The sequence below is a fragment of the Candidatus Pelagadaptatus aseana genome (assembly GCF_040362265.1).
Classification (GTDB): domain Bacteria; phylum Pseudomonadota; class Gammaproteobacteria; order Pseudomonadales; family Cellvibrionaceae; genus Pelagadaptatus; species Pelagadaptatus aseana.
Genome location: NZ_BAABNJ010000013.1, coordinates 14427 through 29245, shown reverse-complemented (window position 1 = coordinate 29245; position 14819 = coordinate 14427). Strand labels below are relative to the sequence as shown.

At 51.2% G+C, this 14819-nt stretch carries 12 protein-coding genes and 1 other RNA gene; 6 read left to right on the top strand and 7 right to left on the bottom strand.

The genetic code is table 11. The features are described 5' to 3' along the window. Window positions 1–158: a transfer-messenger RNA gene (ssrA, locus tag ACPXV9_RS15445) on the bottom strand; the annotation flags it as partial. A gap of 450 nt (window positions 159–608) precedes the next feature. On the opposite strand from ssrA, the gene ACPXV9_RS15440 reads away from it, so the two are divergent. After that, a complete protein-coding gene (locus ACPXV9_RS15440) occupies window positions 609–1274 on the top strand; it encodes a glutathione S-transferase family protein (RefSeq protein WP_423898933.1) in 666 nt (221 codons plus the stop codon). Here the strand turns inward: ACPXV9_RS15440 and ACPXV9_RS15435 are convergent. Together ACPXV9_RS15435 and ACPXV9_RS15430 are read right to left on the bottom strand one after the other, a co-directional pair. Beyond that, window positions 1271–4183 (bottom strand): bifunctional diguanylate cyclase/phosphodiesterase, encoded by a 2913-nt coding sequence (locus tag ACPXV9_RS15435; RefSeq protein WP_423898930.1) that lies wholly within the window; start codon window positions 4181–4183, stop codon window positions 1271–1273. The genes ACPXV9_RS15440 and ACPXV9_RS15435 overlap by 4 nt on opposite strands. A 22-nt stretch (window positions 4184–4205) precedes the next feature. Then, a complete protein-coding gene (locus ACPXV9_RS15430; protein ID WP_423898927.1) occupies window positions 4206–5549 on the bottom strand; it encodes a sodium-dependent transporter in 1344 nt (447 codons plus the stop codon). Between the two features lie 245 nt (window positions 5550–5794). Between ACPXV9_RS15430 and ACPXV9_RS15425 the strand changes: the two genes are divergently transcribed. Then, on the top strand, window positions 5795–8170 hold the full coding sequence (locus ACPXV9_RS15425; protein WP_423898925.1) for a TonB-dependent receptor: 2376 nt from the start codon (window positions 5795–5797) through the stop codon (window positions 8168–8170). Window positions 8171–8236: 66 nt separating this feature from the next. After that, on the top strand, window positions 8237–8839 hold the full coding sequence (locus ACPXV9_RS15420; RefSeq protein ID WP_423898923.1) for a LysE family translocator: 603 nt from the start codon (window positions 8237–8239) through the stop codon (window positions 8837–8839). A 142-nt stretch (window positions 8840–8981) separates the two neighbouring features. Here the strand turns inward: ACPXV9_RS15420 and smpB are convergent, their stop codons facing one another. Together smpB and ACPXV9_RS15410 are read right to left on the bottom strand one after the other, a co-directional pair. After that, window positions 8982–9458, bottom strand: a complete 477-nt coding sequence (smpB, locus tag ACPXV9_RS15415; RefSeq protein ID WP_423898920.1) for an SsrA-binding protein SmpB — start codon at window positions 9456–9458, stop codon at window positions 8982–8984. Between the two features lie 107 nt (window positions 9459–9565). Further along, the gene (locus tag ACPXV9_RS15410; RefSeq protein ID WP_423898917.1) at window positions 9566–10984 is read right to left on the bottom strand and encodes a sodium-dependent transporter; all 1419 of its coding nucleotides are present in this window, start codon (window positions 10982–10984) and stop codon (window positions 9566–9568) included. Window positions 10985–11156: 172 nt separating this feature from the next. On the opposite strand from ACPXV9_RS15410, the gene ACPXV9_RS15405 reads away from it, so the two are divergent. Then, window positions 11157–11588 (top strand): type II toxin-antitoxin system RatA family toxin, encoded by a 432-nt coding sequence (locus ACPXV9_RS15405; RefSeq protein ID WP_423898914.1) that lies wholly within the window; start codon window positions 11157–11159, stop codon window positions 11586–11588. Window positions 11589–11602: 14 nt separating this feature from the next. Continuing rightward, window positions 11603–11917 carry an RnfH family protein gene (locus tag ACPXV9_RS15400; RefSeq protein ID WP_423898912.1) on the top strand — a complete coding sequence of 105 codons (315 nt, stop codon included), beginning with the start codon at window positions 11603–11605 and terminating at the stop codon, window positions 11915–11917. 63 nt (window positions 11918–11980) lie between these two features. On the opposite strand, the gene ACPXV9_RS15395 is transcribed toward ACPXV9_RS15400, so the two are convergent. Then, window positions 11981–12349 (bottom strand): outer membrane protein assembly factor BamE, encoded by a 369-nt coding sequence (locus ACPXV9_RS15395; RefSeq protein ID WP_423898909.1) that lies wholly within the window; start codon window positions 12347–12349, stop codon window positions 11981–11983. A gap of 119 nt (window positions 12350–12468) precedes the next feature. On the opposite strand from ACPXV9_RS15395, the gene fur reads away from it, so the two are divergent. After that, window positions 12469–12876, top strand: a complete 408-nt coding sequence (gene fur, locus ACPXV9_RS15390; protein ID WP_423898907.1) for a ferric iron uptake transcriptional regulator — start codon at window positions 12469–12471, stop codon at window positions 12874–12876. Window positions 12877–13009: 133 nt separating this feature from the next. Here the strand turns inward: fur and recN are convergent, their stop codons facing one another. After that, the gene (gene recN, locus ACPXV9_RS15385) at window positions 13010–14686 is read right to left on the bottom strand and encodes a DNA repair protein RecN (RefSeq protein ID WP_423898905.1); all 1677 of its coding nucleotides are present in this window, start codon (window positions 14684–14686) and stop codon (window positions 13010–13012) included. Window positions 14687–14819 lie beyond the last annotated feature (133 nt).

Sequence of the window (14819 nt, the reverse complement as noted above, 5' to 3'; positions counted from 1 at the left end):
CCTAGATGGTGTTTCAAAGGGCTACTTACGCAGCCAGTTGAGCACCGTAGTTGTCGTCATTGGCAACTAATAAATTGCAGCTTTGGATTTACGTGATTCGCTACCCTCACGACATGCACCTAAGATTTTGTCACCGACGTCGAATCCAAATCGGCCCCAAACTTGATTTTTTCTTTTGTGGCGGCGTTACTCTGCGGTCTCAAGGTGCTCACGTACTGCTGTACGTTCCGCGCCTTTCGCCTTGAGTGCCTGGCCCCAAAAGAAAATCTCTGCGTTTTGGCTTGATCTTTTTGCTTCTGGACTGCGTTGCCTCTCCAAATTGCTCAGTCACATACTTGTTGTATGCTCCTTCGCAATGCGGCTCAGCGCCTTGCCAGAAACAAAAATCTCGGCGCCAAGCTTGCTTTTCGATGTGTGGAAGAGCTGTGCTTGGCGTTTCGCCTGACTGTTATATGGGGATATTTCCCCGAATAACAAGTCGGCATTTTATAGTAGATGCTGGTTGGCCGATAGTGTCTGGAAGATTTTCGGTTTCAGGCTGGGATTAACGGTGTCGGTGGTCTAGGGTTACTCCATCTTTGTTGTAACTGTCTAGAAAGGAGCCGGTGATGGCTGATATCAGTTTGTATGGTGTGATTTTGTCTCCCTATGTGCGCAAGGTGCGTCTGGCGCTGGATTTTAAGGGGGTGGCCTATGAGTCGGTGCCGGTGTTCCCGATCCCGGGCGCTGAGCAACCGCCTGAGTTTAAAGCCAATAGCCCATTGGGCAAGATTCCGCTGCTGCGCTCGGGGGAGACCTTTGTGCCGGATTCGTCGGTGATTTGTGCCTGGCTTGAGCGTGAGGTGCCGCAACCGGCGCTGTTGCCCGAGGATAACGCACTGGCTGCCAGAGCCTTGTGGTTTGATGCCTATATGGCCAGCAAAATGGTGCCGGTGATTGCCGGGCATCTGTTTGCCGAGGTGGTGTTGGCCAAAGCGGTGTTTCAGCGCGATCCGATTCAGAGTGATATTGATGCGGCGTTGAATGTGGAGATTCCGGAGATTTTTGATTATCTGGAATCTGAATTGAGCGGCGATTATCTGGTGGGTGATGGCATTACTCTGGCGGATATTGCGGTCGGCGGTATGTTTCTGACGCTGGCGCACTGCGGCTATGAGCACGACGCCGGACGCTGGCCTAATGTGGTCGCTTACAAGGATCGAATTATGGCGGAACCGGTGTTCGCCAATGCCTTGGCAGAGGAACAAGCCTTTCTGGCGGCTATGGCCGGTTAGGCGTTTTCCAGCATGGCGGTAAAGGTGGCGGCCGGTACGGGCTTGCTGTGCAGGTAGCCCTGTGACAGGTCGCAACCTTCGGCTTGCAGGATCAGTTCCTGCGGTGCCTTTTCCACCCCTTCGGCCACGATGGTGAGGTTGAAGTTTTTGGCCATGTCGATGATTGCCGAGACGATGGCTCTGTCGGAGCTGTCTTCTTCGATGTCCTGAATAAAGCTGCGATCAATCTTCAATTTATTGATCGGGAAGTGCTTCAGGTACGACAGCGAGGAATAGCCGGTACCAAAGTCATCAATCGCCAGCTGGATGCCCAGATTGCGCAGGGTTTGCAGTTGGTTGAGGATGGCGTCGGCGTTGCGCATCAGCGCGCTTTCGGTGATTTCCAGCTCCAGTAAGTTCGGGTCTATGTGCGATTGCTGAACGATGTGGCGCACTTCCCGGGTGAAATCCCGATGATTGAAATCCTGTGGTGAGATGTTGACCGACAGGGTCTGTTTAAACCCCATGTCTTGCCAGCGTTTCAGTTGCTGGCAGGCAGCGACCAGTACATAGCGTGACAGATCGCGAATCACGCCGCGTTCTTCAGCGATGCGAATAAAGTGGGCCGGTGTCAGCAGACCACGCTCGGGGTGATTCCAGCGCAACAAAGCTTCGCTGCCAATGATCTTGCCGGTGTGAATGTCGATTTGGGGTTGGTAATACAGCTCGAACTCCCGCGCCTTGATGCCCCGTTTGATCTGGCTGAAGGTGCGCATCTGCTTGTCGGCGTCTGCGGTCAGGGATTCGTTGTAGAACGAATAGGTGTTGCGGCCATTTTGTTTGGCCTGATACATGGCAACGTCGGCGTAGGCGATCAGGTCTTCCCCTTTGCTGGCGTTATCCGGGTATTGGGAGATGCCAATGCTGGTACCAATATAGGCTTCCTGACCCTCTTCCAGAGGGAAGGGGCGATTGATCAGTTCGATGATGTCTTTGGCAACCGTGATGATGTCTTTTTCACTGTTGAGGTTTTCCAGAATGATCACGAATTCGTCACCACCAAGACGGCCCAGGGTGTCTTTTTCTCGCAGCCTTTCGGAGAGGCGGCCGGACACTGATTTCAGCAGTTCATCGCCGGCCGCATGGCCGAGACTGTCATTAACCACCTTGAATTTGTCGAGATCCAGAAACAGCACGGCAACCCGTTCGTGACTGCGCTTGGCGTGGGCAATGGCGTGATCCAGCGTGTTCTTCAATGACAGTCGATTGGGCAGGCCGGTGAGGGAGTCGGTCAGGGCCAGGTTTTCCAGCTCTTCTTCGGATTGTTTCAGCTTGGTGATGTCGGAGAATACGCCCACATAGTATTCCGGCTGGCCTGCTTCGTCTTTGACTTCGGTGATGGACAGTAACTCCGGGAACACCTTGCCACTTTTGCGGCGGTTCCATACTTCGCCCTTCCACTGCCCGGTCTCGTTAACGGTATTCCACAGCTCGATAAAGAATTCTTTGCCCTGCTTTTGAGCGCTGAGAAACGACGGGTTTTTGCCCAGACTTTCAGCGGCGGTGTAGCCGGTAATGATCTCAAATGCCTTGTTCACCGAGATAATATTGCGATGTTTGTCGGTGATGATGATGCCTTCCTGAGAGTTGGCGAAGACAACGGCGTCGAGCGTCAGCTTCTTTTGGCTTTCAAAGCGATCGGTAATGTCGTGGATGATGGAAAACAGCAACGTGTTGTTGCCGGTTTCCACGGGTGATGAGTGAACTTCCACCTTGCGAATATCGCCATTTTTCAGGCGATGGGTCATCACAAAAGCGTTCTGTTCGCCGAAGGCGGCTTTTTGGCGATCCTCATAGACTTTTTCCGGTGAGGCCTGATTGATGTCGCTGATGCGCATCCGGGTCAGTTGCTGCTGGGTATAGCCATAAAAGTTTTGTGCGCTCTGGTTGGCATCTATGATGCGGCCCGATTGGCTTTCGATTAACAGCATCACCGCATCGTGGCTCTCAAACAGGTCGCTGAAGCGTCTGGCACTGGTGATCGAGTTGACCAGAGATTTCTGTTCGCGCCTTACGGTTTTGTAGCGCAGATGAATCAGGCTCAACCATAGAAAAATCACAATGTAGGCCACGCTCCAGATCAATGTGGAGGGGCGAAACGTCATCCAGCCGGATTTTGGGGTAGCGGCTATCACCCAACTGCCAAACGGCAGCTTAACGGTCTGGATGATGGGGTTTTGCTCAAACACTTCAGGCTTGCCCCAGATAAAGTCACCTTGAGCGCCTTTGGCATCGCGGCCTTTCAAGGTGATGTTCAGGTGCTTGGCTGTCAGCAGGCCGGATTCTTTGATGATGGCGTCGTAATCGAGAACCGTGGACAGCAGGCCCCAGGTTTCGCCAGTCTGATTCAGATAAATGGGCTGGCGAGCGATCAAACCGACGCCTCCTTGAACCAGATTGAGTGGGCCGGAAAGCACGGTGTTGCCAGCGCGAATGGCATCAAAGGCTTCGGATTGTTGTTTGCGATAGTCCAATCCCAGGGCTTTTTCGTTACCGGCGATGGGGTAGATCATGCCTATCACCATATCCTTGGCGGCACCGATATTAATGATGTTGTTTTTGCGTTTGAGCAGCTGGGCGCCAAAGGCGCTGTATTCTTTTTGGCTGATGTCGGGGTTGGTGGCGATGTAGGTGGCCATGCCCTGAGACAGATTCAGATTCTGGGTGATGATATTTTCCAGCTGGATTCTGAGTTCGGTCAGGTCTTCGTAGGTGTGGCTGTATTCGTTCTGTTTGCGGTTTTGATAATTACTGCTTTCCAGTGCCCACAGGCCCAGCCCGCTTACCAAAAAGCAAACGGCGATATTGAACCACAACCACTTTCTGGGTGGTGTCAGTTTTAGGGATTGAGGGTTAGGGACATCTTTCATAGCTGTATTTACTGGGCCCGGCTCAAAGCGCCCTAATAAAGGTGGCAAGAATCAGGGCTGGGCAGACAAAGCGAACGTAATTGGGCCAGATCTTCCAGAACAGGGTGCTCTCGATATTGTCGTGCCCCGCTTTGAGTTCTTCCAGCAGATTGTTGCGGTGCCAGATCCAGCCCACAAAGACGCACATCAATACCCCGAGAATGGGTTGGCTGTAGACGGTGGTGAGGTCGATCACCAGACCGAACAGGTCGTTAAAATTGAACAGGATAATGGCGGAGATAGCGGCAATGATCAGGCCCACGATCAGGGTGGACTGATGACGGCTGGCGGGGGTTTCTTCGGTCATATAGGAAACCGGAACTTCCAGCATGGAGATCGAAGAGGTTACCGCCGCGATGCTCATCAAACTGAAAAAGGCAAAGGCTACAATCAGACCCATATCGCCCATGGAATCAAACAGACTGGGCAACACTTGAAAGATCAGGTCCGGGCCAGCAATCATGTCGCCGGATTCGGTAAATACGGTTACGCCATTTTTCTGAGCCACGAAGATGGCGGGGATGATCAGCAGGCCGGCGAGAAACGCGATGCTGGAATCCACCAGTGTTACGGCTGCGCCCAATTTTGGCAGACTGTCTTGTTTGCTCAGGTAGGAGCCGTAAACCAGCATGGTGCCAACCCCCAGAGACAGGGAGAAGAAGGCTTGACCCATGGCATCGAGAATCAGACCTGGGTTGATCTGGCTGAAATCCGGCAGCAGGTAGACCCTCAAACCTTCCATGGCGCCATCCTGAGTCATGACATAGACGGTCAGGGCGATCATGATAAACAGCAGCATGGGCATCAGTCGGGTTGACCATTTCTCGATACCACCTTTGATGCCGCTGCTGATGATGGCCATGGTCATCGCCATAAACAGCCCCATAAAGATCAGATTACGCTGCAGACCGAAACCGGTCAGCCATTCGCTGGCCTGTGTCCATCCCAGCATCTGGGTAATGGATTCGAATAAATAGGCCAGCATCCAGCCGGCGACAATGGCGTAGAAGCTCAAAATCAGACTGGCGGTGATTACACCATAGAAACCAACTCCGGAGGCCAGAGCGTAGGATTTTTTGCCATTGGATATGTGTCTGAGGGATGTCACCACATTGGCGCGGGCGTGACGGCCAATAATTAATTCCGCCATCAATGCGGGGTAGGCGAGAACAAAAGCCAGAATAAAGTAGATAACAACAAAAGCAGCGCCGCCATTGGAGGCTGTTTGAGTGGGGAATCCCCAGATATTACCCAAGCCAATAGCGGATCCGGCCGCGGCCATAACAAAGCCTGTCTTGGATGAAAATTGTTCTCTTGGGGCGCTCATAAAGTGTCTACTCTGTCCGGATTTTGGCAGGCGGGCAGTATACCGGCTTGCTTTGCGATTGGGTATGGACAGCGTTATCTTGGATTTGTGCCCTGACCAATTGGTCATTTATGGTCATGTTACAGTTTTTTTGCTTAAATTCGTGGTGTTTTTGGCCCTTATTCTGGCCAAAGTCTATAACTACATCTTAGGTGACAATATAAGTCGCCAAGACAATTAAAATAATTCCTATTAAGGAGAGACCTATGTCAACCAAGTACGCCGTGAAAAAGGCGGCTTTATGCGTGCTCGCGCCTGCGTTTGTCAGTTCTTTGGCAATGTCTGGTGCGATGGCACAATCGATGGAAGAAGTAGTCGTAACCGCTACCAAACGTGAAAGTAGCATTCAGGATCTTCCTTTCTCTGTAAATGCTCAGACTCAAGAAGACATCCAGCGTTCTGGGGCCACCAGTCTTGAAGATTTGTCCCGCAGTGTAGCTGGCCTTTCTATTCAAAACTTGGGGCCAGGCCAAAGTCAGGTCGCTATCCGTGGCGTTTCTGCAGGTCAGATTGTAAGGGATCAGCCCGGGGTTAAAGAGCAGGTAGGCGTATACCTCGATGAAAGCGTTATTTCATTGTCGCTGTTTACCCCTGATCTGGATCTGTTCGATTTAAATCGAGTGGAAACTCTGCGTGGACCTCAAGGTACTTTGTTTGGTTCGGGCTCCATGGGCGGGACCATCCGCTACATCACTAATCAGCCAAATCTTGAAGAGTTTGAAGGGATGGTTGAGGCCAACCTGAACTCTGTTACAGACGGTGAAATGGGTGGTCATGTTAAAGGTATGATCAATGCACCATTTGCAGACGGTCGTGCTGCTCTGCGTGCTGTTGCCTATACCACTGAATACGCCGGCTTTATTGACGCTTACGGTGAGAATGGTACTAAAGATGATGATGTTAACAGTGGTGATCGGACCGGTGGACGAGTTGCCATTACCTGGGATGTAACAGATAACCTGACCATTACGCCAAGAATTATTTTCCAGGAAATTGATATGGACGGTTACAACCGTCAGGAAGTATTCAATTTGTTTGGTAATGCGTACACCACTCCGGCTATTAACTTCGATGAGCGAGAGCAGTACCTGCTGTTGGATGAAGGCTTTAATGACGACACCATGATCGCCGATATAGTTCTTGAATGGGCTATGGAGAACATGGATTTAACTTTTGTCACCAGTTATACAGATCGTGAAATTGAAGTGAGTCGTGATGCCAGTGCATTGACTGGTAGTGTGAGTATTGATTTGGGTTTGGCCGCTGCCGCTGTATCGATACCGTCCAACTTGGTTGATACCACTGAAGTTGAGCAGTACACCTATGAGATTCGTCTGGCTTCCAATGATGTAGCCAATCCTTTGCAATGGGTTACCGGTGTTTTCTTTTCTGACACAGAAAGAGAGTACAAACAGCGCCTTCCTACTCCGGGTTATGACGCATTTGCAGATGCGGCTTTAGGTGCAGGTACTTCTGCTGGTGCAGCTAATGGTTTTGGCCCAGATTCTCCTTATAACGCTGATCTGCCTTATGATCTCGAGCAATTGGCAATCTTTGGTGAGTTGACTTATGACTTGACGGAGCAGTTGCAGTTGACTTTAGGCGGTCGCTGGTACGATGTAGAAGAAGAGCGTCGGTTTACCAGTGGTGGTGTTTTCTCTAATGGTGATGACCAATTTGATAAAACCGAGTCCGATGGCTTCAGCCCAAGAGTCATGGCCAGCTACGATTTGAATGACGAGATCACATTGAATGCTCAGGCTTCAAAAGGTTTCCGTTTAGGTGGTGCTAATGATCCGCTTAATATCGGTTTGTGTGGCCCTGCGGATGCCGCTACCTATGGTGGCTTTCCAGAGTACGATGACGAAACCATGTGGAACTACGAAGTTGGTATGAAAGCTAACTGGGGTTCCATGACTCTGAACACTGCATTGTTCTATTCTGATATTGAGGATCTGCAAGTCACACTGGATGCAGGATCCTGTTCTTCACGGGTTGTTTACAATGTGCCTGAATCCCACACTCAAGGTCTTGAGTTGGAACTTGGGAATCAGCTGACTGATAATTTCTACGTATCTTTTGCTGCAAGTGTTCTCGAATCTGAGTTTGACTCTACAGTGACAGATGTTAACGGTAATATTCTTGGTGGTATTGAAGAGGGTAACCGTTTGGCTTCTGTGCCAGAGGTTCAATTGGCTTTGGCTGCGACCTATAACTTTTCTGATGCGTTGTTTGGCTCAGACGAAACGTTTGTTTCTGCCTCTATTCAGCACGTGGGCGACCGCATTACCCAGCCTGGTGATCAGGTAGATGGTGCTGGTACTTTCAGCTCTGGTCTGGCGTATCGTGGTGCCACAGGTGCTGAAACGACGGATCTTGATCTTGAGTTGGATGCCTATGAGTTGATCAATATCAGCGCTGGTTTGGTTTACAGTGATTGGGAAGCAAACCTGTATGTGAATAACCTGACAGACGAGAATGTGGATTTGTCTTTCGATCGTGAGCGTGGTGGTCGCGCACGTCTCGGATTCAGAACGAATCAGCCTCGTACTATAGGTTTGACTTTGAGAAAGTCTTTTTAATAGGCCATCTCATGGTATAGAAAGGGCGCTTCGGCGCCCTTTCTTCTTTTTAGGTTTTCATAAATTATGACGTTATTTGAATGGCTAACTCTGGCAGGTCTCTGCTGGATGGGGGCTGCAAGCCCTGGCCCAAGTCTGGCCGTTATGGTGGATCAAACCATGAAGGGTGGACGGCAGCATGGCATTTATACGGCTTTGGCTCACGGTGCCGGTGTGGGTTGTTATGCCTTGCTAGCGGCGTTGGGGTTGGCGCTGGCCTTACAGCAATCGCCGGTTGTTTTTGATGTGCTGCGCTGGCTTGGTGCTGCGTTTCTTTTGTATCTGGCCTATAAGGCGCTAACCGCGCCGACCGAATTTGTACGCGAAGAGTCTGACGTGTCGGTTCGGGAAGGGGTGCTGACTGGATTTCTGACGGCGTTTTTAAACCCCAAACTGGCGATCTTCTTTCTGGCGGTTTACACCCAGTTTATTACAGAGGATTCAACGCTCTGGCAGAAGTTGGGTATGGCGGCTGTTTCTATGGGGGTGGATGCCCTGTGGTATGTCGTTGTTGTGGTGATGGTATCTCATCCGGCGGTTATTGATCGTCTGGAACACAGCGCCAGTGTGGTGAATAAGGTATTTGGGGTATTGCTGATTGTGGTTGCGGCGAGGGTGTTGTTGGGATGATGTCATCCTGACGACCTTAGGATGAAGGATCTCCGGGGAGCCGAGTTTTCTATGGCCTTAGAGATCCCTCACGTCCGTTCGGGATGACAAGGTTTTGATTTGTTCGCGATGACATGCTCGATGCGGGATGGTCTTTGGGGCGTCAAACCTGCTTTTGGAACAGGCGCTGTTTTTCGCGATTCCAGTCCCGTTGTTTTTCTGTCTCACGCTTGTCGTGCATTTTCTTACCTTTGGCCAGGGCGATTTCGGCTTTGACCAGATGACCTTTCCAGTAAAGAGCGGTACACACACAGGTGTAATCCTTTTGATCTACCGCCTGTTGCAGCTTGGCGATTTCCTTGCGCTTGAGCAGCAATTTGCGTGGGCGGTTGGGCTCGATAACAAAGTGGGTAGATACCGTTGGCAGCGGGCTGATCTGGGCGTTTAACAGCCAGGCCTCACCATTTTTGAAGTGTACGTGGGTGTCGACGATTTGCACCTTGCCTTCGCGCAGGCTTTTCACTTCCCAGCCTTTGAGAGCCAGACCTGCCTCGTATTTGTCGGTCAGGTGGAAGTCAAAACGCGCCTTTTTGTTTTGCGCGATATTGTTGCTGGGTGTCTTTGGCTTTTTCTTGCCCATGAAACTGCTTACTCAATCAATGGCTGGTCACTCCCGCGGTGGCGGGAGGCCAGTATACAGGTGCCGGCGTTAATCCGGTATGGCTGGATTGCCATACCACTGGTGGATTAGATAAGGCTGTAGCCAAAGAATTTCAAGAGTACGGTGTCCACAAACACAAACAACAGTATCAGTGGGATAAAGGTTTCCAGTGAGATGTTGACGTAACGTTCCAGCAGGGAGCCTTTGTAATTGGGATCACCAATTTCCAGTTCTTTATCCAGATTGGCTTTTTTCCAACGGAAGGACACCAGCATGCAGATCAGAAAGCCGTTGAGAGGCAGGATGGTGTCATAGAAGGTGTCGTAGACAAGATCGAACAATGATTTGCTGCCGCCGCCGTATTCAACGAAGTTGGTCAGTGAGTCCACCATGCCAAAGGAAGCGGTACAGGCTGCCGCAACCACAATCATGGTGACGCCGATTTTGATCAGAGCCTGTTTGCGGCTGGCGTTCCAGGAGTCCATCACGCCGGCAACTGGCACTTCGATAATGGATACCAGAGAAGTCAGTGCTGCAAAGAACACCAGCAGGAAAAAGATACTGGCAACAAAGCTGGCACCGGTGTAGCCCATGGTACCTTCCAGTGCGAGGAAGATTTTTGGCAGGTAAGTAAAGATCAGGGCTACAGAAGAATCCGACAGTTCATCTGGGTTTACATCCGGGTTGAAGGAAAAAATGGCCGGGAGGATCATCAATCCTGCCGTAAAAGCAACGCCCGTGTCGGTCAGCGCCACCAGTTTGCTGGAGCTGGCGATGCTGGCCTTGCGATCCATGTAAGAGCCATAAGTGATCAGAATCCCCATGCCCAGTGACAGAGAGAAGAAAGCCTGGCCCATGGCGCCATTGATTACCTGCATGTTGATTTTGCTTAGATCGGGTATCAGGTAAAAACGCACGCCCGCCATGGCGTTATCCTGAGTCAGAACGAAGATCACCATGCCAATCAGCATCAGGAACAGGGCGGGCATCATGGTTTTGGCGGCACGCTCAATGCCGTCTTTGACGCCCCCTTGAAGAATGCTGATCACCATGACTGCCAAAACGCCAAGGTAGATAAAGACGCTGCCGCTGTTGATGAACGTACCAAAGAAATCCGGGTTGGCCAGTGTGGCGAGATCACCGGTGACGGTCATCACCAGATAGGCCAGAATCCACAGGCTGATCACCGAGTAAAATACGCCGACCATATAGGGTGTTATCAGGGCCAGCCAGCCACCAATGGACCAGAACTTACTGCCGGATGACAGGGCTTGATAGGTGCCCAGTGGGCTTCTGCGAGAAAAGCGTCCGGCGGAAATTTCGGCGAGCATGACGGGCAGGCAAAACAGCACGATAAACAGTGCATAGACCAATAGAAAGGCGCCCCCTCCGTTTTTGGCGGCGTTAACCGGAAAGCCTACAAGGTTGCCAATGCCTACGGCAGAGCCTGCGGCAGCGAGGATAAAGCCGATGCGCGAGCCAAATTGTTCTCGGGATGCTGTCATTCTGTTGTTTCCGTGATCAATAAAATAGTAAAAGTCTAGCAATTAGAGCGGCCTTTCGACAGCCCATGTATATCTTGGTTCCACGGCCCTGCCGGTCAAGTGATCTTGTGTTGGCTTGACGGTGGTCAGTCATTACAATGGCCGGCCAACGTAATGTATTTACAGGTTTTTAGTGAAGCGAATAGAAAGAAGTGCGCTGGTGGCGTTTGCTGACCATCGCATGTTTGAGCTGGTAAACGATATCGAAGCTTATCCGGCGTTTATGAACGGGTGTGTCGGTGCACAGGTGCTGGATCACAGTGGTGACATTCTGGTGGCCCGGCTGGATTTGAGCCGCATGGGGTTTAGTCACAGTTTTACCACTCGCAACCGTTTGGATGCGCCGCGATCGATGACAATGGAATTGGTTGACGGGCCTTTCTCAAGGCTTTCCGGGGAATGGGGTTTCAAGGCGTTGTCGCCTGAGGCCAGCAAGGTCAGTTTTACTCTCGAGTTTGAGTTGGATAATAAAATTGTCTCCGGAGCGATTGGTAAAATGTTTGAGCAGGTGGCCAATGAAATGGTCGATGGGATCTGTAATCGTGCCCGGCACCTGTACAGTTGATAATTGGATCGAATATGTCTGATATAGAAATGATTGCCGTGGAAGTGGCTTACGCACTGCCGGAAAAACAAAAGATTATTGCTCTGCTGGTTAAGCCAGGTACCACCGCGATTGGTGCAGTAAAGCAATCGGGGATCATCAAAGAGTTTCCGGAAATCGACATCGAGACGGCCAAGATGGGCGTTTTTGGTCAGGCTCTGGGTACCAAGGGATTGGCCAAAGCGCCTGAATACAGAATGCAGCCGGGGGATCGGGTGGAGATTTATCGACCTTTAAAGGCCGATCCGAAAGAGGCCCGTCGTCGCAGGGCGGAAAAGTCGAAGACTTAATCGATGATTTATCACTCCCGCTTTGTCGGGAGTGATGAGATTGGAATTTAATGGCTTGCGGAATTATTCTGAGGCTGGTTGCGCCGAAGTCGGGATGTAATCGCCGTTAAAGCCGGTCAGTTTGTCACCCTCAAAGAAAATGCTGACGCGTTCTTTGGTCTCATCGCCTCTGGCGGTTTTCATGCTGTAGAAGTAATCCCAGCGATCCGGATTGAAGGTGTCCTGAATCAGGGGGTTGCCCATGATGTAGCGAACCTGACGCTTGCTCATGCCCGGTTGCAGTTGGTCAATCATATCCTGAGTGATGATATTGCCCTGCTGGATGTTGATTTTATGCACCCCGGGGAATCTGAACGACTGGCAGCCAACCAGCAGGCCAATCAGTGCAAAAATGGTCAGGTGTTTTATTGCTTTTATCAGGGCAAATTGCATTACGGGGGTTCCACAAATTTAAACGAACGGGGATAATACCCGAACTTTATTCTTACTGAGAAGGCCGAAGCGGATTAAATCGCTTGATCCGTACAATTAACCGCAATTTAGGTATGGAAATGTCCGTAGAAAATCAAGAATTAAGGAAAGCTGGCCTGAAAGTGACTCTGCCTCGGGTCAAGATTCTGCAGATGCTGGAAAGCAGTGTGCAGCGCCATCTGAGCGCTGAAGATGTTTATAAGCAATTGCTCGAGGCCGGCGAAGATGTAGGTCTGGCAACTGTGTATCGTGTATTGACCCAGTTTGAATCCGCTGGTCTGGTGGTTCGCCACAACTTTGATGGAGGTCACTCGGTATTCGAACTTGAGCGTGGTGATCATCACGACCATATGGTGTGTGTTGAAACCGGTAAAGTGATCGAATTTCATAATGAAGAGATCGAGAAGCTGCAAAAAGCCATCGCTGATGAGGCGGGCTATGATCTGACCGACCACAGCTTGGTGTTGTACGTTAAGCCCAAGGCTTGATGAGGCGGCAGTTTCGCTGGAATAAACGGTAACAATCAGCCGCAAGCCACAATTGATTACAAATCAAAATCACTCACAAAAAAGGCGCTTCTGATAAGCGCCTTTTTTGTGTCTGCTGTTTTATTCAGGGTGGCTAAATGGCTAATTGCTGGCCCTGATTGATCATCTCTTCAGCCAGAGTCATGCTCTGCTGCCCCAGATTTTCACCGCTCATCATCCTCGCTATTTCTTTGATGCGATCGGGTTGTGGCAGGTGTGTCAGTGTCGACTGGGCGGAGTCGCTGGTGGATTGTTTGTGCACCAACAGATGTTGATGTGCTTTGCTGGCTACCTGAGCCAGATGGGTCACACAGATAACCTGTCCATCCTGTCCCAAAGTTCTCAGAAGTTGGCCGACGACATCGGCGGTGGCACCGCCAATACCCACATCCACTTCATCAAATACCAGAGTCGGTGTGGTTGAGCTCTGTGCGGTTACCACCTGTATCGCCAGGCTGACGCGGGACAGTTCGCCGCCGGAGGCCACTTTGCCAAGGCTCTTGGGTGGCTGGCCCGGGTTGGTGCTGATCAAAAATTCAATGTCATCAATACCCGTGGCAGAGGCTTTTTCCGCGTCGGTTGCAATGGCCACTGCAAACTGGGCATTTTTCATTGAGAGCAAATCCAGTTGCTGGTTAATGTTGTGTTGCAGTGTCTGTGCCTGTTGTTGGCGAACCTCTGATAATTGTTTTGCGGTACTCAGATAAGTCTCTTTGGCGCTGGTGACTTCCGTTTCCAGCAGGTCCAGATTGCCTTCGCTGCCCTCCAGAGAGGCCAGTTCTTCCGCGAGGTTTTGATGCAAGGCCAGCAATTCTTCGGGGTTGATACGGTGTTTGCGGGCAATTTCATAAACCCCCGACAACCGGTCTTCCACCCATTGCAGTCGCTCGGGATCCGCTTCAAAGGTGTCGATATGGTGCCGCAACTCGCCCTGGGCTTCCTGAATTTCAACCTGGGCATTAAACAGGTGGTCGGCAACGGTATTGAGCGCTGGCGGCTTGTTATCGATATCCCCCAGACATTGGATGGCGCGGTTGAGTAGTTGCGCCAGACCGGCTTCTTCGTCTTCACACAGCAGGGCAACCTGTTGGCTGCTTTGCAGGATGCTGTCGGCGCTGCTGAGTTGCTGCTGTTCCTGCTCCAGTTGTTCCAGCTCGCCGGGTTCCAGTCCCAGTGAGTTGAGCTCCTGCACTTGATAGCGCAGAAGTTGTAGGCGGGCATTGACTTCGTCAGCGTTATTTTTAAGGTGGTCGAATTGTTGTTGCAGGGTCTGCCAGTGCTTAAATTGCTGCCGGCATTGTGTCAGGGCTTCGCTGTTGCCGGAATAGTCATCCAGCAAGCGCTGATGGGTGGTTTTTTTCAGCAGGGATTGGTGGGCATGCTGGCTGTGCAGGTCGATCATCATTTCGCCCAGTTCACGCAGCTGGGTGATGGGGGAGGGTTTGCCGTTGATGTAGCCGCGGGAGCGACCATCGCGGGTTACTACCCGTCGGAGCAGGCATTCGCTGTCGTTGCCCAGCTCGTTTTTCATCAGCCATTCGCGGGCTTGGGGAATGCGACTGATATCAAAAGTGGCGCAGATGTCGGCGCGCTCTTTGCCCTGACGTACCCTGTCAGCGTCAGCTCGGTCGCCCAGAGTAAGGCTCAGGGCATCCAGCAGGATGGATTTGCCGGCGCCGGTTTCGCCGGTAATGGCGGTCATGCCGGCATCCAGTTCCAATTCGAGTTCATCGACCAGAGTAAAGTTGTGGACACTTAAGTGGGTCAGCATGTTGGACCTGCCATTCAGAGGGTGTTGGGTGGATATTCATACAGTGTATATGTATACAGTATATTTCCAGCTCTGCAAGTATTTTCTTTATTGGATCGATATTTATCACTTGAAACTGCCTTTCCCGACCCCA

Excerpts from the sequence above, each read along its gene's own strand:
- ACPXV9_RS15440 (WP_423898933.1), top strand. The coding sequence starts at position 609 with ATGGCTGATATCAGTTTGTATGGTGTGATTTTGTCTCCCTATGTGCGC.
- ACPXV9_RS15435 (WP_423898930.1), bottom strand. The coding sequence starts at position 4,183 with ATGAAAGATGTCCCTAACCCTCAATCCCTAAAACTGACACCACCCAGA.
- ACPXV9_RS15430 (WP_423898927.1), bottom strand. The coding sequence starts at position 5,549 with ATGAGCGCCCCAAGAGAACAATTTTCATCCAAGACAGGCTTTGTTATG.
- ACPXV9_RS15425 (WP_423898925.1), top strand. The coding sequence starts at position 5,795 with ATGTCAACCAAGTACGCCGTGAAAAAGGCGGCTTTATGCGTGCTCGCG.
- ACPXV9_RS15420 (WP_423898923.1), top strand. The coding sequence starts at position 8,237 with ATGACGTTATTTGAATGGCTAACTCTGGCAGGTCTCTGCTGGATGGGG.
- smpB (WP_423898920.1), bottom strand. The coding sequence starts at position 9,458 with ATGGGCAAGAAAAAGCCAAAGACACCCAGCAACAATATCGCGCAAAAC.
- ACPXV9_RS15410 (WP_423898917.1), bottom strand. The coding sequence starts at position 10,984 with ATGACAGCATCCCGAGAACAATTTGGCTCGCGCATCGGCTTTATCCTC.
- ACPXV9_RS15400 (WP_423898912.1), top strand. The coding sequence starts at position 11,603 with ATGTCTGATATAGAAATGATTGCCGTGGAAGTGGCTTACGCACTGCCG.
- ACPXV9_RS15395 (WP_423898909.1), bottom strand. The coding sequence starts at position 12,349 with ATGCAATTTGCCCTGATAAAAGCAATAAAACACCTGACCATTTTTGCA.
- fur (WP_423898907.1), top strand. The coding sequence starts at position 12,469 with ATGTCCGTAGAAAATCAAGAATTAAGGAAAGCTGGCCTGAAAGTGACT.
- recN (WP_423898905.1), bottom strand. The coding sequence starts at position 14,686 with ATGCTGACCCACTTAAGTGTCCACAACTTTACTCTGGTCGATGAACTC.